Source organism: Gemmatimonadota bacterium (assembly GCA_016714015.1).
Taxonomy (GTDB): domain Bacteria; phylum Gemmatimonadota; class Gemmatimonadetes; order Gemmatimonadales; family Gemmatimonadaceae; genus Pseudogemmatithrix.
Map to the genome: position 1 here is coordinate 217,983 of JADJNZ010000004.1, position 22,969 is coordinate 240,951.

Annotated in this window: 17 protein-coding genes; 6 read left to right on the forward strand and 11 right to left on the reverse strand. The window is 70.4% G+C overall.

Annotated elements, in window-relative coordinates:
• Positions 1-40: 40 nt before the first annotated feature.
• The gene (gene solA / locus IPJ78_08160; protein MBK7906524.1) at positions 41-1,186 is read left to right on the forward strand and encodes an N-methyl-L-tryptophan oxidase; all 1,146 of its coding nucleotides are present in this window, start codon (positions 41-43) and stop codon (positions 1,184-1,186) included.
• A gap of 41 nt (positions 1,187-1,227) precedes the next feature.
• Here the strand turns inward: solA and IPJ78_08165 are convergent, their stop codons facing one another.
• The 4 genes from IPJ78_08165 to IPJ78_08180 are packed head-to-tail and all read right to left on the reverse strand — an operon-like array spanning position 1,228 to position 7,968.
• Positions 1,228-1,701 (reverse strand): nuclear transport factor 2 family protein, encoded by a 474-nt coding sequence (locus IPJ78_08165; protein MBK7906525.1) that lies wholly within the window; start codon positions 1,699-1,701, stop codon positions 1,228-1,230.
• The gene (locus tag IPJ78_08170; protein ID MBK7906526.1) at positions 1,698-4,328 is read right to left on the reverse strand and encodes a hypothetical protein; all 2,631 of its coding nucleotides are present in this window, start codon (positions 4,326-4,328) and stop codon (positions 1,698-1,700) included. The genes IPJ78_08165 and IPJ78_08170 overlap by 4 nt, the downstream gene beginning before the upstream one ends.
• Positions 4,325-5,467 (reverse strand): galactose mutarotase, encoded by a 1,143-nt coding sequence (locus IPJ78_08175; protein ID MBK7906527.1) that lies wholly within the window; start codon positions 5,465-5,467, stop codon positions 4,325-4,327. Before IPJ78_08175 ends, IPJ78_08170 begins: the two co-directional genes overlap by 4 nt.
• Positions 5,464-7,968, reverse strand: coding sequence for a discoidin domain-containing protein (locus IPJ78_08180; protein ID MBK7906528.1), 2,505 nt, complete (start codon positions 7,966-7,968; stop codon positions 5,464-5,466). Before IPJ78_08180 ends, IPJ78_08175 begins: the two co-directional genes overlap by 4 nt.
• Positions 7,969-8,059: 91 nt before the next feature.
• On the opposite strand from IPJ78_08180, the gene IPJ78_08185 reads away from it, so the two are divergent.
• On the forward strand, positions 8,060-8,917 hold the full coding sequence (locus tag IPJ78_08185; GenBank protein MBK7906529.1) for a hypothetical protein: 858 nt from the start codon (positions 8,060-8,062) through the stop codon (positions 8,915-8,917).
• Between the two features lie 38 nt (positions 8,918-8,955).
• On the opposite strand, the gene IPJ78_08190 is transcribed toward IPJ78_08185, so the two are convergent.
• The 7 genes from IPJ78_08190 to IPJ78_08220 form a co-directional block, all read right to left on the reverse strand.
• On the reverse strand, positions 8,956-9,903 hold the full coding sequence (locus IPJ78_08190; GenBank protein ID MBK7906530.1) for a DJ-1/PfpI family protein: 948 nt from the start codon (positions 9,901-9,903) through the stop codon (positions 8,956-8,958).
• An 83-nt stretch (positions 9,904-9,986) separates the two neighbouring features.
• Complete coding sequence (locus IPJ78_08195; GenBank protein MBK7906531.1) at positions 9,987-10,373, reverse strand: hypothetical protein; 387 nt, start codon at positions 10,371-10,373, stop codon at positions 9,987-9,989.
• 11 nt (positions 10,374-10,384) lie between these two features.
• The gene (locus IPJ78_08200) at positions 10,385-11,086 is read right to left on the reverse strand and encodes a hypothetical protein (GenBank protein ID MBK7906532.1); all 702 of its coding nucleotides are present in this window, start codon (positions 11,084-11,086) and stop codon (positions 10,385-10,387) included.
• Positions 11,086-11,721 carry a DUF5612 domain-containing protein gene (locus IPJ78_08205; protein ID MBK7906533.1) on the reverse strand — a complete coding sequence of 212 codons (636 nt, stop codon included), beginning with the start codon at positions 11,719-11,721 and terminating at the stop codon, positions 11,086-11,088. The genes IPJ78_08200 and IPJ78_08205 overlap by 1 nt, the downstream gene beginning before the upstream one ends.
• Before the next feature lie 153 nt (positions 11,722-11,874).
• On the reverse strand, positions 11,875-13,887 hold the full coding sequence (locus IPJ78_08210) for a hypothetical protein (GenBank protein ID MBK7906534.1): 2,013 nt from the start codon (positions 13,885-13,887) through the stop codon (positions 11,875-11,877).
• A 124-nt stretch (positions 13,888-14,011) separates the two neighbouring features.
• Complete coding sequence (locus IPJ78_08215) at positions 14,012-16,030, reverse strand: hypothetical protein (GenBank protein MBK7906535.1); 2,019 nt, start codon at positions 16,028-16,030, stop codon at positions 14,012-14,014.
• Between the two features lie 58 nt (positions 16,031-16,088).
• Positions 16,089-16,763, reverse strand: coding sequence for a DUF305 domain-containing protein (locus IPJ78_08220; GenBank protein MBK7906536.1), 675 nt, complete (start codon positions 16,761-16,763; stop codon positions 16,089-16,091).
• 127 nt (positions 16,764-16,890) lie between these two features.
• Between IPJ78_08220 and IPJ78_08225 the strand changes: the two genes are divergently transcribed.
• The 4 genes from IPJ78_08225 (at position 16,891) to IPJ78_08240 (ending at position 22,921) form a co-directional block, all read left to right on the forward strand.
• Positions 16,891-17,226 carry a winged helix-turn-helix transcriptional regulator gene (locus IPJ78_08225; protein ID MBK7906537.1) on the forward strand — a complete coding sequence of 112 codons (336 nt, stop codon included), beginning with the start codon at positions 16,891-16,893 and terminating at the stop codon, positions 17,224-17,226.
• A 1-nt stretch (position 17,227) separates the two neighbouring features.
• Positions 17,228-18,100: an SRPBCC domain-containing protein gene (locus IPJ78_08230; protein MBK7906538.1), complete on the forward strand. Its 873-nt coding sequence runs from the start codon at positions 17,228-17,230 to the stop codon at positions 18,098-18,100.
• Positions 18,101-18,194: 94 nt separating this feature from the next.
• The gene (locus IPJ78_08235; protein MBK7906539.1) at positions 18,195-19,808 is read left to right on the forward strand and encodes a hypothetical protein; all 1,614 of its coding nucleotides are present in this window, start codon (positions 18,195-18,197) and stop codon (positions 19,806-19,808) included.
• A 263-nt stretch (positions 19,809-20,071) separates the two neighbouring features.
• Positions 20,072-22,921, forward strand: coding sequence for a hypothetical protein (locus IPJ78_08240; GenBank protein ID MBK7906540.1), 2,850 nt, complete (start codon positions 20,072-20,074; stop codon positions 22,919-22,921).
• Positions 22,922-22,969 lie beyond the last annotated feature (48 nt).

Below are 22,969 nucleotides of genomic sequence, written 5' to 3' on the forward strand. Positions count from 1 at the left end.
CGGACATTGCGGCGTGGGCCCGGAGGTGGCAAGCTCCGGGATGACCGCGCACTTCGACGTCATCGTCGCCGGGCTGGGCGCCATGGGGAGCCAGACGCTCGCCGAATGCGCCCGCCGGGGCCTGCGGGCCATCGGATTCGACCGCTTCGCGCCGCCACATGATCAGGGCTCGAGCCACGGGAAGTCGCGGATCATCCGGGAAGCGTATTTCGAGGACCCCGTCTACGTGCCGCTGGTGCAGCGTGCGTACGAGCGGTGGGCGGAACTCGAGGCCGAGTCGGGCGTCACGATCTATCGACGGACCGGCGGACTCTGCTACGGCCCACCGGATGGCGTGTTGGTCGCCGGCGCACGGCGGAGCGCGGAACTACACGGCCTCGCCTATGAGTCCCTCACCGCCGCCGAGATGCGTCAGCGGTTCCCGGCCTTCCTCGTCAGCGATCGGTGGGCCGGGATCCTCGAGCACCGGGCGGGGATGCTCGCGCCCGAGGCGGCGATCGGCGCGGCGATCGGGGTCGCCGAGCGGCTGGGCGCGAAGGTCCATCGACGCGAGCCCGTGCTTCGCTGGAAACAGGAGGGTGATGGCGTCGTCGTCGAGACCGAGCGCGGGACGTACCGCGCCTCGCATCTCGTCATCTCGGCGGGCATGTGGGTGCAGGAGCTGCTCCGCGAACTGGCGATGCCGCTCACCGTGCAACGCAACGTGCTCTACTGGTTCGCGCCGGCGCGCGATGCACGGCTCTTCGCCCCCGAGCGGTTCCCGGTATTCCTCGGCGAGGTGACGGAGGGGACGATGTGGTACGGGTTCCCCGACACCGGCGACGGCGTGAAGGTCGCACTGCATCACCATGGGCCGGCGACGACTCCGGCGGAGGTGAATCGCGTCGTGCACCCGTCGGAGGCGATGCACCTGCGCTCGTTGCTCGACCGGTTCATGCCGGCGGCGTCGGGGGCGTTGCGTGAGACGGGCGTGTGCACCTACACGAACGCGCCGGACGAGCAGTTCATCATCGACCGGCACCCGGCCGCGGACCGCGTGATCGTCGCGTCGCCGTGCTCGGGGCACGGGTTCAAGTTCTCGAGCGCGATCGGGGAGGTGCTCGTGGACCTGGTGCAGGGTGGGGCGAGTCGGTTCGACCTGACGCCGTTCGGGCTTGGGCGGGCGGCGCTGGCCCGAGCGCCCTGAGCTTCGCGTGTGCTCGAGGCCATCGACCCGCTGAGACTTGATCAGCGCGGTGCCGCCATCCACACGGCGAGCGACCGCGCCGCCGTCGTCTGGACCTTGCGGCGCATGAACCGCGTCCCGCCCAGCACGAGTCCCGAGACGCCGAGCGCCTGACGCGCCCAGCGCTGGAAGTCGAACCGGTCGACGTGCCGCACGATGAGGCCGTCGCGGAAGCCGAATTCCGCCTGGATGATGTTGTGCACCGGGCGGCCGCTGCCCGAGAAGGTGTACCAGGCGTCCCACCGTGCGCGGCCCTGCGCGTCGTCGGCCGTGATCGCCGACGGCTCCACGCGCAGGTCCTTCCCGCGCGCGCAGAGCATCGCCCACATCGCGCCGGCCTGGGGCCCGCGCAGGTCGGGGAAGACCTCGTCGGTGAAGTGCACGTCGCGATGATAGCAGGCGGCCATCGCCGCCGCGTCGCGCCGCTGGAAGGCGTCGTAGAATCGGGCGATCAGCGCGGCATGTGGATGCGTCAACGGATGGCTCCGGTGAGGAGGACTCGGTGGCGCGCATCCCGCGCGCCGAGGTCGACTTCGATGAGATGCAGATCCCCGTCGCGTCGGAGGAGGCGCCCGCCGTCCTGCACGCGGATCGCCGACGTGCTACGCACCCGGAACCGCTGGATGCCACGCCCCTCGAGCGTCACGACGTGCGTCGCGCCCTCGAGGCGCAGGTCGATGAGCCGCGGGCCGGTCACGGGATCCCCGGGTACCGGGCGCACGTCGGCGGGGACGAGTTCGAGGCCGCCATGGTGCCGCACCTCCACGCGCGTCGTGCCCGTGACGCCCACGTCGAGCACAGGGGAGATGTCATGCGGCGTGCGCGCCGTCCCGAACCGAACTGCCGAGCCGTCTACGCGGACCGCGTCGATCGTCGCGCCGAGCGGCAACGAAGGGGAGAGCGCGACGGTCACCGGACGCGTGCCGTCCTGTCGCCGGAGCGTGAGCGTCAGTCCCTCGCGGGTACGGACCATCGTCACGTCGAGTGTCCCGCAGCCCGCCGGCAGTCGCTCGACGGTCAGCGAGTCCCAATGCGCCGGCAGCTGCGGGGAGAGCCAGACGCGACAACTCGACGCCTCCGCGCGGTACCCGAGCAGCCCGCGCAGCAGCGGCGAGATGATCATCGACGTCGAGAAGAACTGGTCCGGCATCGCCGTGTCGAGCGGTCGATAGAAGGCGCCGGACATCAGCTCCGGCTGGACGCCGAGGGCGAAGTCATCGCCGGTCTGCGCGACATCGCGCAACAGGTCGAAGCCCGCCCAGCCCCGGCGCGCGGCGTAGTGCGCCCACGCGGTGAAGCCGGTCACGAACGGCCAGACGGCGCCGTTGTTGTAGTGCAGCGGTTCGTACAGCGGATGACGGCGGTCGAGCGTCCGGACGCCCCAGTCGGTGGTCATCCCCGCACTCGCGACCTGCGCCAGCATCGCGCGCGACCGGTCACCGTCGAGCTGGCCGAACGCGATGGCGGTCGTGGGCCAGACGGTCAGTGCGTCGTTCAGCGCGATGCGCCCACCGCTGTCCTTCAGGAGCGCGAACGCGTAGCGCTGGCTCGGCTCCATCCAGAAGCGGGACTCGAGGCTTCGCTTCGCCGTCGCGTGCAGGGCGGTCAGTTCGCCGACGAGTGCGGTGTCTCCCTTGGCCCGCGCGAGGTCGCGCAGACCGCCGAGGGCCGAGACCCAGACCCCCGCGAGATAGATGTCGGTGTGCAAGGCGTCCTGCAGGTTCCCGACCTCGATCGCGCCCGCGCCCGAGGTCGGGTTCTCCATCAGGCCGTCGTCGTCGGTGTCGCTGCGCTTCGACCAGGCGTAGGCGCGCAACAGCTTCTCCCAGATCCCGTCGATCCACGCCTGATCCCCGCTCGCGCGCCAGTATTCGGCGCAGGCGAGGATCCAGTACGGGGTCGTGTCGCCGTGGTACCAGGTGTACGGATAGTCCGTGAACCAGGGCAGGTGCTTGGCCGCGTGCGAGATCTCATGGGGGATCTTGCCGTCCTCGCGCTGGTAGGTGCCGAGGAAGGTGAGTCCCTCGCGCACGAGGTCGAACTGGCCGAGGGCGTCCATCGCGAACGAGTTGATCGCGGCGTCGCCGCCGAAGTACCAGCCGAAGCCGGGCCGGAAGTTGCCGGTGCCCGCTTTGCCGTAGCCGGCGACGAGTCCGCAGCCGAGGTCGGGATTGCAGGCGCGCTGGCGGTCGAGCGAGACCTTCGCCCATTCGAAGGCCCGGTCGAGCGCGGCGTCCGGCGTGCGGATGCTCACCTGCGTCGTGCGGACCCGCTCATAGTGCGCCGCCTTCTCCGCCACGATCCGCGGCGCGTCGGCGACGAGCCGGTCGGCGATCGCCCAGACCGAATCGCGCGGCATGATCCCGCCGGCGATGACGATCGGGAGGAAGTGCGTGCGGGCGAGGGCGGTGTCGATGGCCATCCGGAACTGCGACCCGAATGCCGGTGCGTCGTGCGAGGCGTGCTGCGTCCCGGCGGTGGCCGCCGGGGAGGCGACGACGCCGTTGATCCGCTCCACGCCGCCCTGCGTGAGCTGGAAGCCACGCCGTGCCGCGTTCCAGCCGATGTGCTGTCCGCCGAACCCGCCGGGCCACTGGAGATTGAAGTCGGCGTGCATGCGGACGAGCACCTCGAGCGGCCGCACGCTCTCGACGTCGAGGAGGATGAGCGCGCCTGGCGCATCGAGCGCGGCGACGATGTGCGCGCGCACGGTGAAGGTCGCGTGCGAGTAGACGATCGTCCGGTAGCCCGGGTGCACCTCCACTCGTTGGGCGATCGCGCGCCCGTCGATGGGCTCATCGTACTCCGGGATGCGGAAGGCGAAGGAGAGGTCACGGACGAGCTTCACCGGCCACGTCCACGCCTCGAACCCGCCGGTCTCGTCGCCGAAGAGCGCGGCCCGCCGACCGACGTCGGCGAGGTAGGTGCCCGGTCGCGCCGGCCCCGTCAGGTCGATCGGCGAGGTTGGCAGGGCGAACTTCGGGATCCCGCGCGGCAGCTGCTGTGCCCGAACTGGGAGGGCCGACGCGCAGACGGCGGTCGCGCAGAGCATGGCGCCGATCGCCATGTGCGCGCCACGACCCACGACGCGCTCGCGTGTCACGGCGCGGCGTCCGTGCCGAAGCGCCACTCCGTCGTCGACCGCAGCGTACGCCCCGCTTCGAGGATGGTGTTCGGGAAGCCGGGCTGATTCGGCGAATCCGGGAAGTGCTGCGTCTCGAGGCAGAACCCCGACCGATGTCGATAGACCGTGCCGCCCTTCCCGGTGAGCGTGCCGTCGAGGAAGTTGCCCGAGTAGAACTGGACGCCGGGTTCCGTCGTGAGCACCTCCAGCGTGCGGCCGGAGGCGGGGTCGCGGACGAGCGCGGCGCGGACGAGTCCGGAATCGGCCCGCGTCAGCACGAAGTTGTGATCGTAGCCGCCGCCGAATCGCACCTGCTCTTCGGTCGCGCCGATCCGTTCGCCGATCGCGTGCGGGGTGGAGAAGTCGAAGGCCGTTCCCGCGACCGCGCGCAGTTCACCGGTGGGGATGAGCGTCGAGTCCACCGGCGTGAAGCGATCCGCCGCGACGGTCAGTTCATGGCCGAGGATGTCCCCCGTTCCTGCGAGGTTGAAGTACGAGTGCTGCGTGAGGTTCACCGGTGTCGCCGCGTCGGTGGACGCCTCGTACTCGATCCGCACCGCGTTCGCGTCGGTCAGCGTGTACGTCACGGCGACGGACAGCGTGCCCGGATAGCCTTCCTCTCCGTCCTTGCTCACGTACCGGAACGTGATGCCCGTCGCGGAGTCGTTCTGGAACGTCTCCGCGGCCCAGACCACCTTGTCGAACCCGCGCAGCCCGCCGTGCAGGTGATTGGGGCCGTTGTTCACCGCGAGGACATGCTCGCGGCCCGCGAGGGTGAAGCGCCCCTTCGCGATCCGGTTGCCGTAGCGCCCGATTACCGCACCGAAGTACGGCGACGACGCCTCGTAGGCCGCGAGCGAATCGTAGCCGAGCACGACGTCCCCGAGCGCGCCGGTGCGGTCGGGGACGCGGAGCGTCGTGATGATCGCGCCGTAGGTCATCGCCTGCAGCGTGACGCCGTGGCGGTTGGTGAGCGTGATGCGTTCGACGGCCTCGCCGGTCGCCGTCGCGCCGAAGGGTTCGCGTGTCACCGATCCGCTCCTCGTCTGATCGTCAGCGCCGCGGCAGGCGGCCGCGGCCAGCAGGGTCGCCAGCAGGATGTCGAAGTGTCGTCTCATGGTTCGTCTCCCCACACGATGAGTTCAGTCACGGCCGTCGCGCCCGGGGCGGCGTGCGCGAAGAGGACGCGCACGCGTGAAGTCTCCACCGGCGCGATCCAGAGCGAGTTCTGCGCCCACGCCTCGGGCCGCTCGGGGCTGCGCCGGGTGACGGGTACGTCGGTCCAGGCCGTGCCGTCCCAGACCTGCACCGTCATCGACGTCGGCGCGACGAGGCCGCGCCCGTCGGCGACGAGATGCACCTCCACGCGATCGACACGGCGCGGCTTCTCGAATGCGAGTTCGAGCCAGTCGTTCGGGTTCGGCGTGCCGTACGCCGACCATCGGTTCCGCGAGTAGCGGGTGTAGGCGATGCGTGAGTCGATGGCCTGCGCCGCAGGGTCGCGCGGGTTCGTGAACGAGGCGGTGATCGCCGGCATCGGGCGCGCCACCGGTCCCGGGAATCGCGCCGGCACGCGCGTCCACGCTTCGAACTCGCTCAGTCCGACGGCCGCGCCATCGCGGGGCGTGAGGATCACGCGAAGCGCGCCGGTCTCGGTCCTCGGGAAGCCGATGCGCGTGGCGCGTCGCCCCTCGGGCGAGGTCGGCACGCGACGCTGCTGCGGCACCTTGACCCAGTCGCGGTTCCGCAGGTACTGGAGCTCCATCGTCTCCGGCGCGCGGATCCCCTCTCCGTCGTCGATGACGTGCAGCGCGACCTCCTCGATCGGCCGCACGATCCCGAACTCGAGCGTGACCGTGTCAGCCGCGTTGGGTGAACCGACCGACGTCCATCGGTTGGGTGGCTCGCGGTCGTACCACGCATGGCCGTCGGTGAGGTAGTGCGGCGGTGTCCGCGGCGCGCTCCAGCTCGCGCGCACGCGCGGGAAGGTCCCGCGCCCGTTGTTCACTGCGAGATTCACCGGACGGTCCACCGGCGTGAGCGGGAGCGGGGCGCCAAGCGACGCGGTGACACGGCCGATCGAGTCCTGCCGCGCGACCCGCTTGCCGTCGACCCAGAGACTGAGCCCTGTCCCGCGCCCGTACTTCCGGCCGTCGCGGTCCCACAGGATGCTCACCCGATGCCCGCGGTACGACACGTCATCGAGCGCGAACCAGTCCCACGCCGCGGGGACGAGCGGATTCACCTCGAGCGTGTCGTCGTCACGCGGTCGGAGCCCGGCCAGCCCGGTGATCACGTTGTCGGTGAAGCTGGAGTGGAAGTAGTGCTCGCTATGGTAGTAGGTGTCGTGCCCGTCGAACGAGCCGGTGAACGGGTCCGCCGCCTCGGCGATGTACGGACGCCCGTTCTTCCGCTGCGCTCGCGCGTACTGCAGCAGCAACGCCGCGTAGTCCTCGCGACTCACGTACGACTGCCGATACCCGTTCAGCAGGTTCGCCATCGCGGTGAGGGTCTGCGCGGTCGCATAGGGCCAAGTGTTGCCGCGCCAGACGCAACAGGTCCGCGAGACGGCGAAGAGCGGATCCCCTCGCTCGGCGGTCGTCGGGCCCATCGGCGCGGCGAAGTGCGCCGTGTCCATCAGGAACCGCCAGGCCGCCTCGTAGCCGCTATCAGGGAGGCTGAACTGCCAGGGGACGTAGCCGAGCAGCTCACGGCCGTGCCGGTCGCCCTTGTAACGGCCCGATTCGTACACGAGATCGAATCGCCGGATGCCGTTCAGTTCGCTCCGCGCCGCCTGATGCAGGAAGAACTCGCGCGCCGGATCCCAGAGTTCGTCCTGCACGCGCTGCTTGAGATCGCGGGCTCGCGCCGCGTACTCCGCGGCGGTCGCCGTGTCCCCGAACTTCTTCGCCGCGCGGGCGATCGCCAGCGCATCGGCGAACAGGTAGCTGTTGAGCGTCGGGCGGAAGCCGCGTGCCCCCTCTACGGTGTCGGCAGTCTGCATCGCGTTGATGCCGACCTCCATGCCGTCGTGGAGGCCGTCCCATTCGAACATTCGGTGTTCGGCGTCCCAGTGCTCGCGCATCCACCCCTCGTACTGCGCGAGCATGTGGGGCAGGGAGGAGCGCAAAAACGCAGGGTCGCCGTGGACGAGGTAGGTCGCCCAGACGGCGTCACCGTACCAGTTGCTGTAGCTGCGCGGCTGCGCGCCGGGCGTCTCGAACCAGTAGCGCGCGAAATCCTCGGTGTAGCGCCGGTCCTTCAGCCATCGCACCTCGTAGAGCTGGTGCCCGAGCGGGCAGCTGATGCCGCCGTACGCCCCCGACCAGAACGGCCGGTCGATGAACTCCGTGAAGGTGTATCCGGTGGTCGGATCGCCGTAGGTCAGGTGCCGCGTGACGAGCTCCCACCGGTAGTAGTACGTGGCGTCGAGCGCCGAGTCGGGGGACTCGAAGAACGGGATGTTCCGCTCGTACCACTCGAAGTCGCGGTTCTCCCACCAGGTCTGGCGCTCGAGGAGGGCGCGATGGTCGAGGAGGGCCGTGTCGCGCGTGCAGCCGCCGCAACAGGCGGCGACGGCGAACGCGGCGATCGTGCGACGGAGCGGGGAGGGGCGCATGGGATTCCCCTAAGTTCCGCTCCCCGTGGCCCCGCGCAACCTTGCGCATCCGGCCCGGAGGTGAATGTTCGAGGGGACACCCGGAGGCTTCATGTCCCGTCGCCGCGTCGCGCTCCTCATCGCGCTGTCCACCGCCGGCCTGCCGGCCGCGACGGTCGCGCAGACCGCCGCGCCGCGCCTCGAGGGCTGGAACGCGACCTACGCGCTGCCGGCCGGCTGGCGCATCACCCAGCAACAGGGGCGCGTGCACGCGCTCGCGCCCGCGACGAACGACCTGCTCGTCTACGTCGTTGCCGGCCCCTACCAGACCTTCGACGAGGTCGCGCTCGAGCTCCCCAAGGCCTTCCAGCTCCTCGGCGTCACGGGGATGCCCGCGAGCCAGCCGGTCGCCTCCACCGTGCGGCAGATGCGCGCGATGACCGCGGACTATATGGGGCAGGATCGCAGCGGCATGCCGATCCAGTCGCGCGTGATCGCGGTGCTCTCGTCGCAAGGGAGCGGCGTCGTCGTCTTGGGCTTCGCGCGTGCAGGCGGTGCCACGGCGCTGGCCCCCGCCCTCGATGCCGTCGTGCAAGGCCTCGAGGTCGCAGGTCCTCCGGTGGTCAACCAGCAGGCGGTCGCGGCCCTGCGAGGCAAATGGATGGCGTACAGCGGGCGCGCCGATGGCGGGAGCAGCGTCCTCGGGAGCACGGCCCGGAGCGCCGAGGAGACCGTCGAGTTCGACGGACGGGGCCGCTTCGCGTACGCGTCGTCCGCGGCCGTGAGCGTCACCACTCCCGGCATGGGCGGCATGGCCGGCGGCGCGAGCGCGGCCAACGATCAGGGGACCTACACCGTCATCGGCACCACGCTCGTCGTGCGCGGACAGCGTGGGATGTCGGCGTTGGAGCTCCAGATCCAGGGCGACCGGATCGTGGCCGACGGCAAGACCTACCTGCGGACGAACTGAGTCGGGGACGGCGCCGCGCCGCCCCCGACCGTTCTCCTTCAGCGCTTCACGGCCGCTTCGAAACCCTGTCGCGCCGTGGCGTACATTCGCCGCATCGCGCCACTCACCAGCGGACCGGCGCCGGCCTCGTTCCCCGCGTCGAACAGCGGGGCGGGGTCGTACTCGATGTTCAACTGTTCCGCCTTCGCGTAGTTCTCTCCCGCGAGCTGCGCGGTGACATAGAGTGCGAAGTCGAGCCCCGCCGTCACGCCGGCGGCCGTGATCCGGTTGCGATCCTGCACCACGCGCTCCTTCACCGGCGTCGCCCCGTACGTCGAGAGGAGGTCATGCACCAGCCAGTGCGACGTCGCGCGGTAGCCGCGGAGCAGTCCCGCCGCGCCCAGCACGAGCGACCCGGTGCAGACGCTCGACACGAACTTCGCCTTCGGCGCGCGGGCGCGGAGGAAGTCGAGGACCTGCGCGTCGCCGAGGGCACCGATCGTCCCCACGGTGCCGCCGGGAACGAACAGCACGTCGAGCTCCTCCGGGCATTCGGCGAACGGGATCGTGTTCACGACCACGCCGCGGCCTGCCGGCACGGCCATCTTCGTCTTCCAGACGAGATGCACGTTCGTGTTGAGCAGGTCCGAGAAGACGGTGAGCGGGCCGAGCAGGTCGAGCGGATACATGCCGGGGTACGCCATCATCGCGATCTGCCGCGGCCTGCTTGGCGCGATACGCTCCTTCATCTGCGCGTTCCCGTCGGCCAGGTCGTCGACGAAGCGCTGCATCGTGCGCATCATCGGGTCCTGTTCCTGCGCGAGCGAAGGAGTCGCGGGCATTGCGGGCGTCGCAGCGCCCGCGGTGGAAGGATCGTGAACGCCGCCCGCGGACTCGCCGAGCGCATGGGTGAGGTCGGGCGTGGCCGCGAGCGCGGCGGCGCCAAGGGCGATGCGTGTGCCGAAGGCGCGCCGGCTGAGCGGCGCGCCCGAGGAATCGTGCGTCATGGGACTCCAACGGTCGATGAGTGTGCGCGCACGGCGCCGGACTGGGCGTGCGCGGCCAGCGGAGGTCGCGGGGGGCGACTCGGCTAGGCGACCGGTGGGCCGTTGGCGAAGGGAAGGCGGAGTTGGTCCTGCGCGGCCCCGCGGAACGGCGGGACGAGGCTCAGCGGGGCGCGGTGCTCGGCGATGACTGCACCGCGAACGGTCGCGACCGGCGGCACCAGCACGACGACCGCCCCGCTGCAATCGCCGGGGCACTGACACGCGTCGGGCGCGCTGTCCGGTGTCGGAGCGGAAGGCTGGGACCCTTGCGGCACGCCGTGGTGCGCCGCCGGCGCGGTCGCGTCCATGGCAGCCGCCACACGCGCCGAGTGCATCGGGCACCACGATTCGGCGATCGTCGCCGCCCAGAAGAGGGCGAAGAGCGCGAAGGCCGCCGCGGCGGCCGGACGGCGGGTCCGAAGGGGATGCATCGCCGGAGAACTTACGGGCGTCGGCGCGCCTTGGCCACGAGCCAGAGCCAATAGAGCCCGAAGATCGGGAAGAGCAGGACCGAGAGGAGCGAGAGCTGCACCACGACCGCGAAGGCCGCATCGGCCGCGGTCCCTTGCACCTCGGTCCGCCGCAATCCCGCCATGGACTCGAAGACGGCACGCTCCAGGTTGAGCGCGCTCAGCGTCACGATCACGAAGGTCATCGGAAAGAGCGTTCCCACCGTGACCGCATCGCCGGTGAGGCCCGCGACCCGGCGCAGGAACCAGAAGAGGAGCGCGACACGCCAGATCGCGACCACCGCGAGGAACCACGCGTTGGCGGACTGTGCCGCCTCGAGCGTCATGAAGCGCTCGACCGGGATGGCGTAGAGCAGTGCGGGGGGAGACGTGAGCGTCACGAACACCAGGACATTCCGGTACGACCACCGCGCGGGGCGGAGCGGGGCGTTCAGGACCCAGAGCAGCGTGGCGAGCACGAAGACGTACGCGACCGAGCCGAGGCCGAGCCACTGCCACCACTCGGCGCGGGGATTGTCCCAATAGCGGCCGATCCCCGCGAGCCACGTGGTCCCGAGGCCGAACGTGAGGAATCGCTGCCACTCGTCGGCGATGCGTCGCGACGGGGCGCGGAAGACCAGAACCCCGAGGGCCTCGCGGACCACGTCACGCGTCGGCCGGAGGGCGGTGAGCACTAGAAGACGCGTCGATCCAGCCGCGCGACCGTGAACTTCGCGGTGTCGGCGATCGCCATGACGGTCATCACCCCGGCCTGGACCGGATCGGTGACGACGAGGTCCGCCGCGTCGGGCACCGACCCGGCCATGTTGAGGCTCACGACGAGGAGCCCTTGCGCGCGGACGTCGCGGACGGCCTGCTCGATCTCGCCGCCCATCAGCGAGCCGGCGAGCACGAGCGCCTTCGCGCGCGGGAGTCGCGCCACCGCGCGCACGGCGTCGGCGAGCGGCTTCTCGCCGACGAGCGGGATGGTGTCGACCGAGATGCGTTCCCCTCGGATGTTGTGGCGGTCGGCCTCGCTGATCGCCCCGATCGCCACCTGACCGACCTGCGCCCCGCCACCCATGATGATCAGCCGCTTGCCGTAGATCGACTGGAGCGTCGCCACACGGTCGGCGCCATGGACGATCGGCAGTGCGGTGAGCTCGGCGAGCATCGCGTCGGGTGCGCCCGGCACCTCGATCTCGAAGTACACCGCGGTCTCGGTCTCGCGCGCCGAGAGGATCTCGACGGTCGTGATGTCGCCCGCATGGCGCGCGATCACGCCGGTGAGCTGGTGCAGGATGCCCGGGCCGGTGCCGGTGCGGAGCATGATGCCGAGTCGATCGCTCACGGAAAGGCCTTGGAGAGGAGTGCCACGAATCTATTCCCGCGTCCGCGCGAGGGGAGGCGGGGAAAGGAGAGCGCCCCCGGACCGCTCACGCGACCCGGGGGCCCTTTCATCCTTCGACCTTGAGCCTTCTCCCTACATGGCCACAGGCGACAGCAGGTCGTTGACCGCCTTCTTGAGCATGTCGACCTTCGGCTGGTCGCACGAGCCGGCGCGGTCGCCGTCGAGCTCGGTGGAGAGCTTGCGCAGGGCATCGGCACGGGCCGACCCCGACGCGCGCTCGGCGGCGGCCAGTTCGCGGCGCACCGCGCTCACGCGCGAGGCCGAGAGGCAACGGCCGCGCTCCAGCTGGTCCACGAAGGCCTTCGCGAGCGAGAAGCTCGCCGGCCACTCGATCTTCGGCTGGCCCTGTGCGTTGAGGTAGTTCCAGCGCACCGTCTTGGCCGCGTCGATCTCGTTCTGCGAGATGTAGGGGCTCGGGACGAGTTCGGCGACGTCCATGCCGCGCGCGATCTCCGAGCTCACGATGGCACCGTTGTACCAGTACACCGACCACGAGCCGCCGCTGACCATGCGCGTCGAGTCGATCGGGCCGCGGTCGAAGAACGCGATCTCCTTCGGATGCGCCGCGTCGGTCCAGTCGAAGACCGAGATGCCGCCCTGGTACCAGGACTGCACCATCACGTCGCGGCCGGGGATCGGGATGAGCGAGCCGTTGTGGGCGACGCAGTTCTCCTGCTCCGTCTGCACGGTCGGGATCTTGTAGTAGCTCTGGAACACGAGCTTGCCATTCTCGATCGTGAAGATCGCGTCCGAGCCCCACTCCTGCTTGTCGCCGGCGCGGCACTTCGGGCCGCCACCGCCACCCCACTCGTCCGAGAAGAGGAGCTTGGTGCCGTCGTTGTTGAACGTGGCCGAGTGCCAGTAGGCGAAGTTCGAGTCGGCGACCGCATCGAGGCGGCGCGGATTCATGACATCGCTGATGTCGAGCAGGATGCCGTGGCCCTCGCAGGCGCCGCCGGCGAGCCCGCGCGCCGGATAGACCGTGATGTCATGGCACTGCCGCGTCGGCGCGATCGGCGTGCCGTCCGCCGCGGGCCGCTGGAAGACGCGGTCGATGATCGGCTGGAGATTGGCACGGAAGGTCGCCGTGTCCGCTGCGGACGGCGTGCCGGTGCCACCACGCGCCTTCATGATGGAATCGAGCTGCGAGCGGACGATCTGGCCGCCCACGATCATCTCGCTGCCGTTGACCGGGTTCCGGGCGATGAAGCCGCCGGCCGCGCGCGCCGCGCTCACCTGCCGGGCCGCTGCCGCCTGGTCGGCCTCGGAGAGGCCGTGCGTGTTCACGCGGGTGAGTCCGGTGAAGATGTTCGCGCGATTCGCCACTGCGGCCGCTGCCGGGTTCGCGAGCGGGACCTTGATGATCTCGATGCGCCAGAGCGCCGAGTTCTCCTCCCGATCCGGCGCCGCGTTCACGCACGTCGCGAGCTCGGACGTCGGCCGCACCCCGGCCGAGCCCGAGACGTAGATGTAGACGTTCTCCTTGTCCTTCGGGTCCTCGACCACGGTATGCGTGTGCGAGCCGCGGCAGGTCTGCACGTTCGCGACGAGCTTCGGGTTGCGGATGTCGCTGATGTCGAAGATGCGCACGCCGCGCATGCGGTTCGGGCTCGCGGGCTCCGGCACGCCGCCAGGCGCGCAGTCCACGCGGCCGTTGTTCGCCTCGGCGGACATGAACATGAGGTTGCGGTACACCGAGACGTCGTTCTGCGACGCCGGGCAGGTGTACGCGACCACGAGCTTGGGGTCCGACGGGTTGGAGATGTCCCACACCACCGGGCCGTTGTAGTTGCCCTGGATGACGTAGTTCCCGGTGAAGGCGAGGTCGGAGTTGGTGATGCCGAGGAAGCCCTGCGGCGAGACCGCCTTGGCAACGACGCGCATGTGCTGCTGCACCTCGCCGGCGTTCATCAGGCCGGCGCGGAGTCCGACACGCGGGTCGGCGAGCCGCTGCGCGAGCTCGCTGCTCGGGGTCGGCGTGGGGGCGGCGGCCGGGGTGCGGGCGCAGGCGCCGAGCGCGAGCGCGCCGAGCAGCGCGAGCCGCGCCGCGTGGCGGGGGGTCGAGCGCGTGGGGGCGAGAGACATCTCGTACCTCGAGTTGGGGGAGCGGGACGGACAGGGCGGAACGCGGCGCCCCCGGCCGACTCGACCGGGGGCGCCGCCCTTCATACTACCACCAACGGCGCTCCGCCGTTGGACCGGCGCGACGTTACATCGCCACCGGGCTCAGCAGATCGTTGACCGCCTTCTTCAGCATGTCCACCTTCGGCTGGTCGCACGAGCCGGCGCGATCGCCGTCGAGCTCGGCGGAGAGCTTGCGCAGGGCATCGGCGCGGGCCGCACCCGAGGCCCGCTCGGCGTCCGCGAGTTCACGGCGCACCGCGCTCACGCGCGAAGCCGAGAGGCAGCGGCCGCGCTCCAGCTGGTCGACGAAGGCCTTCGCGAGCGAGAAGCTCGCCGGCCACTCGATCTTCGGCTGGCCCTGTGCGTTGAGGTAGTTCCAGCGCACCGTCTTGGCCGCGTCGATCTCGTTCTGCGTGAGGTGCTCGCTCGGGGTCAGCTCGGCGACGTCCATGCCGCGCGCGATCTCCGAGCTCACGATGGCGCCGTTGTACCAGTACACCGACCACGAGCCGCCCATCGCCATGCGGGTCGAGTCCACCGGGCCGCGGTCGAAGTAGGCGATCTCCTTCGGGTTCTTCGCGTCGGTCCAGTCGAAGACCGAGATGCCGCCCTGGTACCAGGCCTGCACCATCACGTCGCGGCCGGGGATCGGGATGAGCGAGCCGTTGTGCGCGACGCAGTTCTCCGTCGACGTCTGCACGGTCGGGATCTTGTAGTAGCTCTGGAACACCATCTTGCCGTTCTCGATCGTGAAGATCGCGTCCGAGCCCCACTCCATCTTGTCGCCGGCACGGCACTTCGGGCCGCCGCCGCCGCCCCACTCATCCGAGAAGAGCAGCTTGGTGCCGTCGTTGTTGAAGGTGGCCGAGTGCCAGTAAGCGAAGTTCGAGTCGGCGACCGCATCGAGACGACGCGGGTTGACCGGGTCGGAGATGTCGAGCAGGAGGCCGTGGCCCTCGCAGGCGCCGCCGGCGAGCCCGCGCGCCGGATAGACCGTGATGTCATGGCACTGCGACCCCGGGTTCACCGCGCCACCGGGGGCGGCGGCCCCACCGAACATCCGGTTGATCATCGGCTGCAGACCGGCGCGGAACGCGGCCGAGTCGGCCCCCGTCGCCGCCCCCGTGCCGCCGCGCGTACGCACGATGCTGTCGAGCTGCATCTTCGCGAACTGGTCGGGGAGGACGATCACCTCGCCGCTGCCCGGGATCTCCGCCGTGAAGGCGCCGCGCGCGCGCGCCGCGGCGAGCATCGTCTCCGCCGCTTCCTTGTCCGCCTCCGAGGGCCCGTGCGACCGCGTGGAGGTGAGGCCGGCGAAGATGTTGGCCCGATTCACGACCGCGGACGCCGCCGGGTTCGCGAGCGGGACCTTGATGATCTCGATGCGGAGCAACGAGGAGTTCGGGTTCTTGTCCGGCGTCTCGCGCACGCACTCGGCGAGCTCGGTCTGCGGGCGCACGCCCGACGAGCCGGACACGTAGATGTAGATGTTGTCCTTGTCCGCCGGGTTCTCGACCACCGTGTGGGTGTGCGAGCCGCGGCAGGTCTGGACGTTCGCGACGAGCTTCGGATTGCGGATGTCGCTGATGTCGAAGATACGCACGCCGCGCATGCGGTTGGCGCTCGACGGTTCCGGTACGCCACCCGCACCGCAGTCCACGCGGCCGTTGTTCGCCTCGGCCGACATGAACATCAGGTTCCGGTAGACCGAAACGTCGTTCTGCGACGCCGGGCAGTTGAACGCCACGACGAGCTTGGGATCCGACGGGTTGGAGATGTCCCACACCACGGGGCCGTTGTAGTTGCCCTGAATGACGTAGTTGCCGGTGAAGGCGAGGTCGGAGTTGGTGATGCCGAGGAAGCCCTGCGGCGACACGGCCTTGGCGACCACCTTCATGTTGCTCGTCACCTCTTCGGCATTCATGAGCCCGGCGCGCAGGCCGACGCGGCGGTCGGCCAGGCGCTGCGCGAGTTCGCCGCTCGGGGTCGGCGTCGTCGACGGCGGCGTGGCACCCGAGCAGGCCGCGGTCGCGAGCAGCACGAACGCGAAGAGCCGGGAGGTGAGGGCGGACGCGCCGGGGCGGCGAAGGGGGGCGAGAGACATCAACGACTCCTCGTGGGGTGGATGGGCGACAACAGGACTGCGTGCGACCGCGGCGGCCTCAGGGCGAAGCCGGCATCACGCCGCGCTGGATCATCATCTGCATCATCCGGCGGATCTCGGTGGTCTGGTCGACCTCGACGTCCGCCGCGAACTTGAAGATCGCCTCGTTCTGGCCGGCGCCATGGCTCGCGAAGAGCTCCTTGACCATCGAGACGGCGCCGCGGTGGTGCTGGATCATGAACTGGAGGAAGAGGACGTCGAACGTCTCACCGCGTGCGGCCGAGAGGGAGTCCATCTGCTCCGGGCTCAGCATCCCCGGCATCATCGCCGAGTGCATGCCGTGCATCGCGTGGTCCATGATGACGTTGCCGAGCGAGTCGAGGCGGGGTGGGGCGATGTTGCGCTCCTCGAGCCAGGCCTGCATGAGCGCGATCTCGTCGGTCTGGGCGTTGATGATCCGCGCGGTGAGGCGCAGCAGTTCGTCACTCGCGCCGCGGCTCGGGGCCCACTTCGACATCACGATCGCCTGGGCATGGTGATGGATCATGCCCGACATGAAGTCGATGTCGGCCTGCGTGTACGGGTAGCGCAGCGAGTCCTGCTGCGCGCGCTGCCGGGCCGCGTCGAGCCCCATCACATAGTTGTCGGGGGTGGCACGAGGGGCACGGGCGCCGCCGCAGGCGGCCAAGAGGAGCCCGGCGGCGACGGAGAGGGCGAGGTGGGGGCGGGGCATGGGAGGGTGCGGTCGATCGGTTGGACAGCCGACGCGGAGGACAGGTTGCCAGCAGAATGTACTACGCGGCCGACGGCCCGGGGTTGCGGCTTGACGGCCTCCTAATGAGGGCCGTATACTGAACCGTATGGTTCAGTATAGTAGCACCCTCGATCGCGCCTTCACCGCGCTCGCCGATCCGACGCGTCGGGGGATCCTCGAGCGGCTCGGTCAGCAGGATGCGAGCATCTCCGATCTCGCGGACGCGTTCGGGATGTCGCTCACCGGGGTCCGGAAGCACGTTGCGCTGCTGGAGACCGCCGGCCTGGTACGCTCGGAGAAGGTCGGCCGCACGCGGACCTGCCGGCTCGGTGCGCGTTCGCTCGACGACGAACTCGCCTGGATCACCCGCCACCGCCGGCAGGTCGCCGCGCGGCTCGATTCCCTCGGGGCATTCCGCGAGGCCACCGCTGGAGACGCCTGACATGACCGAGACCGCCGCTGTCCGCGCGACCATCACCCCGCTCTCCGACCGCAGTGCCCGCATCGAGCGGATCTTCAACGCCCCGCCCGCGCGCCTCTGGCGCGCCATGACGGAGCCGGCGCTCATCGCGCAGTGGTGGGGCCGCGGGAATCCGCTGGTGGTCGAGAAGCTCGACCTGCGGGCCGGCGGGCACTGGCGGTACGTCGAGCACTCGGACCATGGAACGCATGGCTTCGAGGGGCGCTTCGCCGAGGTCGATCCGCCGCACCGGATCGTGCAGACATTCGAGTGGGACGGGATGCCCGGGCACGTCATGCTCGACGCCTCCACGCTCGAGGACCTCGGCGACGGGCGCACGCGGCTGGTGACCATCTCCACCGCCATGGCCGTGGAGGACCTCGCGGGGATGCTCGCGAACGGCATGGAGGAGGGCATGAACGCGAGCTACGCCGCCCTCGACCGCGTGCTCGCGTCGCTTGCCGCGGATCGGCCGTTCCCCACGCGCGAGGCGCCGGCGACCGTCAGGCCCGCCGTCACGGTCCCGACGATCGAGGTGAAGGCGGGCACCGGGACGGCGATGCACGTCCTCGTGGGGCCGCAGCAGGGCGACACGAACTTCGCGTTGCGTCGCTTCGTGATGCAGCCCGGCGGCGGGATGCCCCTGCACACCAACCTCGTCGAGCACCAGCAGTACGTCCTGCGCGGCAAGGCGCGGATCACCATCGGCACGCAGGTGCATGAGGTGGCGGCCGATCATACGCTGTTCATCCCCGCCGGCGTCCCGCACTCGTATGACGTGGTCGAGGGGCCGTTCGAGTTCATCTGTGTCGTGCCCGACCGGCCGGACGAGGTGACGCTCGTGGGCGCCTGCTGATCGAGGGGGGAGCGGCACCCGGACGGGTCCGCGCTCGCTGTGCCAAGGGGGCGAACGTAAGTTCACCCGCGCCTTCCCACCGCGAGTGAACTTGATGAACCGACCGATCCTGCCGCGCGTCGCCGTCGCGGCCTGCTTGAGCGTGCTGCTCGTCGGCCCCGGGCGTGCCGTCGTCGCGCAGGTCGGCCATCGGCCCGTGTCCGCGACGCGCGCGCCCACCTACGCGCAGCTCCTCGCGCTCTTCACCGATTGGCGCTCCTTCGAAGAGCCGCCACGGCTCGACGGTGTCCCGGACTACGCGCCGCCGACGAATGCGCGTCGCCTCGCCGCGCTCGATGCGATGCAACGACGACTCGCCGCGATCGACACTGCTGGCTGGAGCATCCCGGAGCAGGTGGATTGGCACCTCGTGCGCGCCGAGATGAACGGTATGCGCTACCATCTCACCGTCCTCCAGCCCTTCGCGCGCGACCCGGCCTACTACGCCTCGGTGCGCCCGGAGGAGAGCGACACGCCGGCCGAGGAAGGGCCGACTATCCATGGCGCGGTCCGGCTCTGGAAGTACGCGGTCTGGCCGCGCACGGTGCTCGACACGCCGCGCGCGCTCGGCGTCGAGGAGGCTGCGCGACTCGCCGCGGAGCTGCGCCCGGTGCCGGCGCTCCTCCGCCAGGCGCGCGTGAATCTCGCCGGGGCCAACGCACGCGACCTCTGGGTGGGCGGCGTTCGAGCCTTCGAGGAACAGGCGGAGGTGCTGGACCAGTTGCGCGGCAAGGTCGCCGGCACGTCGCCCGAGCTCACGCGTGCGGTCGAGGCGGCGCATGGCGCGACCCTCGCCTTCGCGCAGTGGCTCCGCGACGAGACGCCGCGGCGCACCGGTCCGTCCGGGATCGGCAAGGACCAGTACACCTGGTACCTCCGGAACGTCCTGCTGATGCCGCTCTCCTGGGAGGATGAGGTCACCATCACCCGGCGCGAGCTGATGCGGGCGCACGCGTCCCTGCGGCTCGAGGAGACGCGGAACGCAGCGCTCCCGCCCATGCCGGTGGCCGAGTCGCCCGCGGCCTACTCGGCGCTGCAGGAGCGGGCGATCGGCCGCATGATGCGCTTCGTCAACGAGAAACGGTTCACCACGGCCGAGCCCTGGTTCGAGCGCGCGCTGCGCGAGCGGATGCCGGGGTTCTCGCCGGAGTCGACGCGCAACTTCTTCTCCCAGGGGAACCACCGCGACCCGCTTCCGCTCTGGAGCCACCTCTGGCACTGGTGGGACAACATGCGGATCCGCGTGGCGCCGCACGCGAGTCCGATCCGCCGCACGCCGCTCCTGTACAACGTGTGGATGAGCCGCGCCGAGGGCATGGCGACGGTGATGGAGGAGTGGATGATGCACGCCGGGCTCTACGACGACAGCCCGCGCTCGCGGGAGATCGTCTGGATCATGCTCGCCGCGCGTGCGGCCCGCGGACTGGGCAACCTCTACGCGCACAGCAACGCGTACACGATGGCCGAGGCGGCCGACTTCCACGTCGCCTGGACGCCGCGCGGCTGGATGCGCCGCGACCCGTTGCTCGGCTTCGAGCAGCACCTCTATCTGCGCCAGCCCGGTTACGGGGCAGCGTACGTCACCGGGGGCCGCCTGATGGAGGACGCGATGGCCCAGCGCGCGCGCCAGCTCGGCCCCGGCCTTCACGATGCAACGCTTCTTCGATGAGGTGAATGGCGCGGGGATGATCCCGGCGTCACTCATCTACTGGGAACTGACGGGCGACGACCGGATGATCTGTGACCTCGCCCGCTCCACGCCGCTTCCGCCCCGTCCCTGACACCGACCATGCCCTCCACCATGCTCCCGCCCTTCGGCTCGCGCACCGCTCTGGCTGCGCTCCTCGCGCTCACGGCCACCCGCTCGCCGCGCAGACTCCGGCCTCGCCGCTCACCGACGGCCTGCGCTTCCGCACGATCGGCCCGGCCGCGATGTCCGGTCGCATCGTCGACCTCGCCGTCGTCGAGGCGACGCCGCAGGTCTTCTACGCCGCCTCCTCCACGGGGGGCCTCTACAAGACGACGAACAACGGCACGACCTTCACGCCGCTCTTCGGTGACCAGGGCACGCATTCCATCGGCGCGATCGCCGTGCACCAGCGCGACACGAACGTCGTCTGGGTGGGGACCGGCGAGCGCGCCAACCGGCAGAGCTCGTCGTGGGGCGACGGGGTGTACCTGTCGCGCGATGGTGGCCGGAGCTTCCGCAATGTCGGGCTCCGGAACTCGGCGCACATCGGGCGGATCGTGCTGCATCCGGCTGATGCCAACGTCGCCTACGTCGCGGCGATGGGCACGCTGTGGTCCTCGAACGAGGAGCGGGGCCTCTACGTGACGCGCGATGCGGGGGCGACCTGGACCCGCGTGCTGTTCGTCGATGCAGAGACGGGCGTGGCTGACGTCGCGATGGACCCGTTCGACTCGATGACGCTCTACGCCGCGACCTACCAGCGGCGCCGCACGCCGTTCGGCTTCAACGGCGGTGGGCCCGGGAGCGCGCTCTGGAAGTCCACCGACGGCGGCATGACCTGGCGCAAGCTCACCACGGGGCTGCCCGAGGGCGAGCACGGCCGCATCGGCATCGGGATCTTCCGCGGGGATTCGCGCATCGTGTACGTGAGCGTGGAGCAGGGGCTGCGCTACACCGCCTCGACGAACTACGAGGAGCCGCAGGCGGGGCTCTATCGCTCCGACGACCGGGGCGAGTCGTTCGTGCAGCAGAGCACCTGGAACCCGCGGCCGATGTACGCGAGCCAGGTGATCGTCGACCCGGTCGATCCCTGCCGCCTCTACATGATGAACTTCTTCTCGATGTCCACCGACTGCGGGAAGACGTCGCGGCAGGTGCGGCAGTCGCTGCACGGGGACGACCGCTTCATGTGGATCAACCCCGCGAATCCGCGCCACCTCATCAAGGCCGATGACGGCGGCATCGGCATCAGCTACGACCGCGCGGTGACCTGGCAGTTCATCGCCGACCTGCCGGTGAGCCAGTGGTACCGCGTGACCGTCGACAACCGCAAGCCGTACCGCGTGTACGGCGGCCTGCAGGACAACGGCTCCTGGGCCGGGCCGTCCATGTCGTACCGGAGCGAGGGCATCACCAACGACGATTGGGTGAAGTGGGGCGGGGGCGACGGTTTCCACAACGTCATCGATACCACCGACAACGTCACACTCTATTCGGCGTCGCAGTTCCTCGGCCTCTCCCGCATCAACCTCGCGACGGGCGAGGAGCGCGGCATCCGGCCCGGCGACCCCACCGGCGCGATCAGCGCGCGTCGCAACTGGGAGACGTGGGGCGACATGGCGGCCGCGCCACAGCGCCTGGGGAATGCGATGGCCCCGGCGAACTGGGACGCGCCGATCATCCTCTCGCCGCATGACGCGCGGACGGTCTACGCGGGGACCAACATCCTCTGGAAGAGCATCGACCGCGGCAACACCTGGACCGCCCTCGGCGACCGCACGACCGGCATCGACCGTCGCACGCTCCCGATCATGGGGCGCATGCCGGACGCCGCCACGCGATCGCTGGATGACGGCGTGCCGTACTGGCCGACGGTGAGCGCGATCGCCGAGTCGCCGCGCGTGCGCGGCGACCTCTGGGTGGGCACCGACGACGGGAACGTGCAGCACAGCGTCGATGGCGGCCGGACGTGGACGGAGCTCGCCGGCAAGCTCGCCGGGTTGCCGCGCGGGGCCTGGATCAACGGGATCGAGGTCTCGCGGCACGCGAACGGCCGCGTCTACGTCGTGGCGAACAACTTCCGCAACGGCGACAACGCCAACTACGTCTATCGCACCGACGACGGCGGTCGCACCTGGTCGCGCCTCGACGGCGGGTTGCCCGCGGCGCGGGTGGCACGCACGCTGCGCGAGGACCTGATCAACCCCGACCTCCTGTTCCTCGGCACCGAGTTCGGGCTCTTCTGGAGCAACGACCGCGGCGCGACGTGGGCCGAACTGCGCGGCCAGATGCCGCTCATGGCTCACAACGACCTGGTGCTGCACGCGCGCGAGCATGACCTCGTGCTGGCGACGCACTCCCGGGGCATCTGGATCCTCGACCACATGAACGCGCTGCGCGAGCTGACGCCGGCGGTCGCCGCCCGCCCGCTGCATCTCTTCCGGATGCGCGCGGCGGAACAGATCCGCTATCGCGATGCGCTCGGGCACGTCGGCGACGTCTTCTACACGGGGGAGAACCCGCCCAAGGGGGCGATCATCGACCTCTGGTTGAAGGACGCAGGCGCCGCGACGGTCACCATCCACGAGGCGGGCGGTGCGGAGGTCGCGCGTCTCACCGTGAACGGCAAGCCGGGGGTCAATCGGGCGATCTGGGACCTGCATTACGCGAACAACGGCCCCTTCGTGCACCTCGGGACGTATGAGGTGCGCGTGGCGGCCGCCGGCACCACGGTCACGGGACGCCTCGAGGTACGCGAGGATCCGCGCATTCGCGTGGCCCCAGCGGTACGGCGCGCGCACACCGAGACGATGCGGCGACTGGCCACGTTGCGGAACGAAACGCGGGCGCTCGGCGCGAGCATCGCGGCGGCGGTTCGCGCGTTGCCGGCCGATGTGCCGGCCGAGGCGCGGGCCCGCATGCAGCGGATGTCGGCCGAGGCGACCGAGCTCGCGTCGCGCGCGCAGCGCCTCTATGGCGAGGCCGACGGCGAGATCGGGCCGCTGAGCGCGCTCGAGCGCGAGCAGGAGGCGTTCTTCCGACGGATGCTCGAAGAACTGCGACGCACCGCGACCCAGGCGGGCGTGCGCTGAGCGCCCCAGCGCCCCGCGGACCCGCCGCGTAACCCGACCGTCACGACC

Excerpts from the sequence above, each read along its gene's own strand:
- solA (MBK7906524.1), top strand. The coding sequence starts at position 41 with ATGACCGCGCACTTCGACGTCATCGTCGCCGGGCTGGGCGCCATGGGG.
- IPJ78_08175 (MBK7906527.1), bottom strand. The coding sequence starts at position 5,467 with ATGAGACGACACTTCGACATCCTGCTGGCGACCCTGCTGGCCGCGGCC.
- IPJ78_08180 (MBK7906528.1), bottom strand. The coding sequence starts at position 7,968 with ATGCGCCCCTCCCCGCTCCGTCGCACGATCGCCGCGTTCGCCGTCGCC.
- IPJ78_08185 (MBK7906529.1), top strand. The coding sequence starts at position 8,060 with ATGTCCCGTCGCCGCGTCGCGCTCCTCATCGCGCTGTCCACCGCCGGC.
- IPJ78_08190 (MBK7906530.1), bottom strand. The coding sequence starts at position 9,903 with ATGACGCACGATTCCTCGGGCGCGCCGCTCAGCCGGCGCGCCTTCGGC.
- IPJ78_08195 (MBK7906531.1), bottom strand. The coding sequence starts at position 10,373 with ATGCATCCCCTTCGGACCCGCCGTCCGGCCGCCGCGGCGGCCTTCGCG.
- IPJ78_08205 (MBK7906533.1), bottom strand. The coding sequence starts at position 11,721 with ATGCTCCGCACCGGCACCGGCCCGGGCATCCTGCACCAGCTCACCGGC.
- IPJ78_08210 (MBK7906534.1), bottom strand. The coding sequence starts at position 13,887 with ATGTCTCTCGCCCCCACGCGCTCGACCCCCCGCCACGCGGCGCGGCTC.
- IPJ78_08215 (MBK7906535.1), bottom strand. The coding sequence starts at position 16,030 with ATGTCTCTCGCCCCCCTTCGCCGCCCCGGCGCGTCCGCCCTCACCTCC.
- IPJ78_08220 (MBK7906536.1), bottom strand. The coding sequence starts at position 16,763 with ATGCCCCGCCCCCACCTCGCCCTCTCCGTCGCCGCCGGGCTCCTCTTG.
- IPJ78_08225 (MBK7906537.1), top strand. The coding sequence starts at position 16,891 with ATGGTTCAGTATAGTAGCACCCTCGATCGCGCCTTCACCGCGCTCGCC.
- IPJ78_08230 (MBK7906538.1), top strand. The coding sequence starts at position 17,228 with ATGACCGAGACCGCCGCTGTCCGCGCGACCATCACCCCGCTCTCCGAC.
- IPJ78_08235 (MBK7906539.1), top strand. The coding sequence starts at position 18,195 with ATGAACCGACCGATCCTGCCGCGCGTCGCCGTCGCGGCCTGCTTGAGC.
- IPJ78_08240 (MBK7906540.1), top strand. The coding sequence starts at position 20,072 with ATGTCCGGTCGCATCGTCGACCTCGCCGTCGTCGAGGCGACGCCGCAG.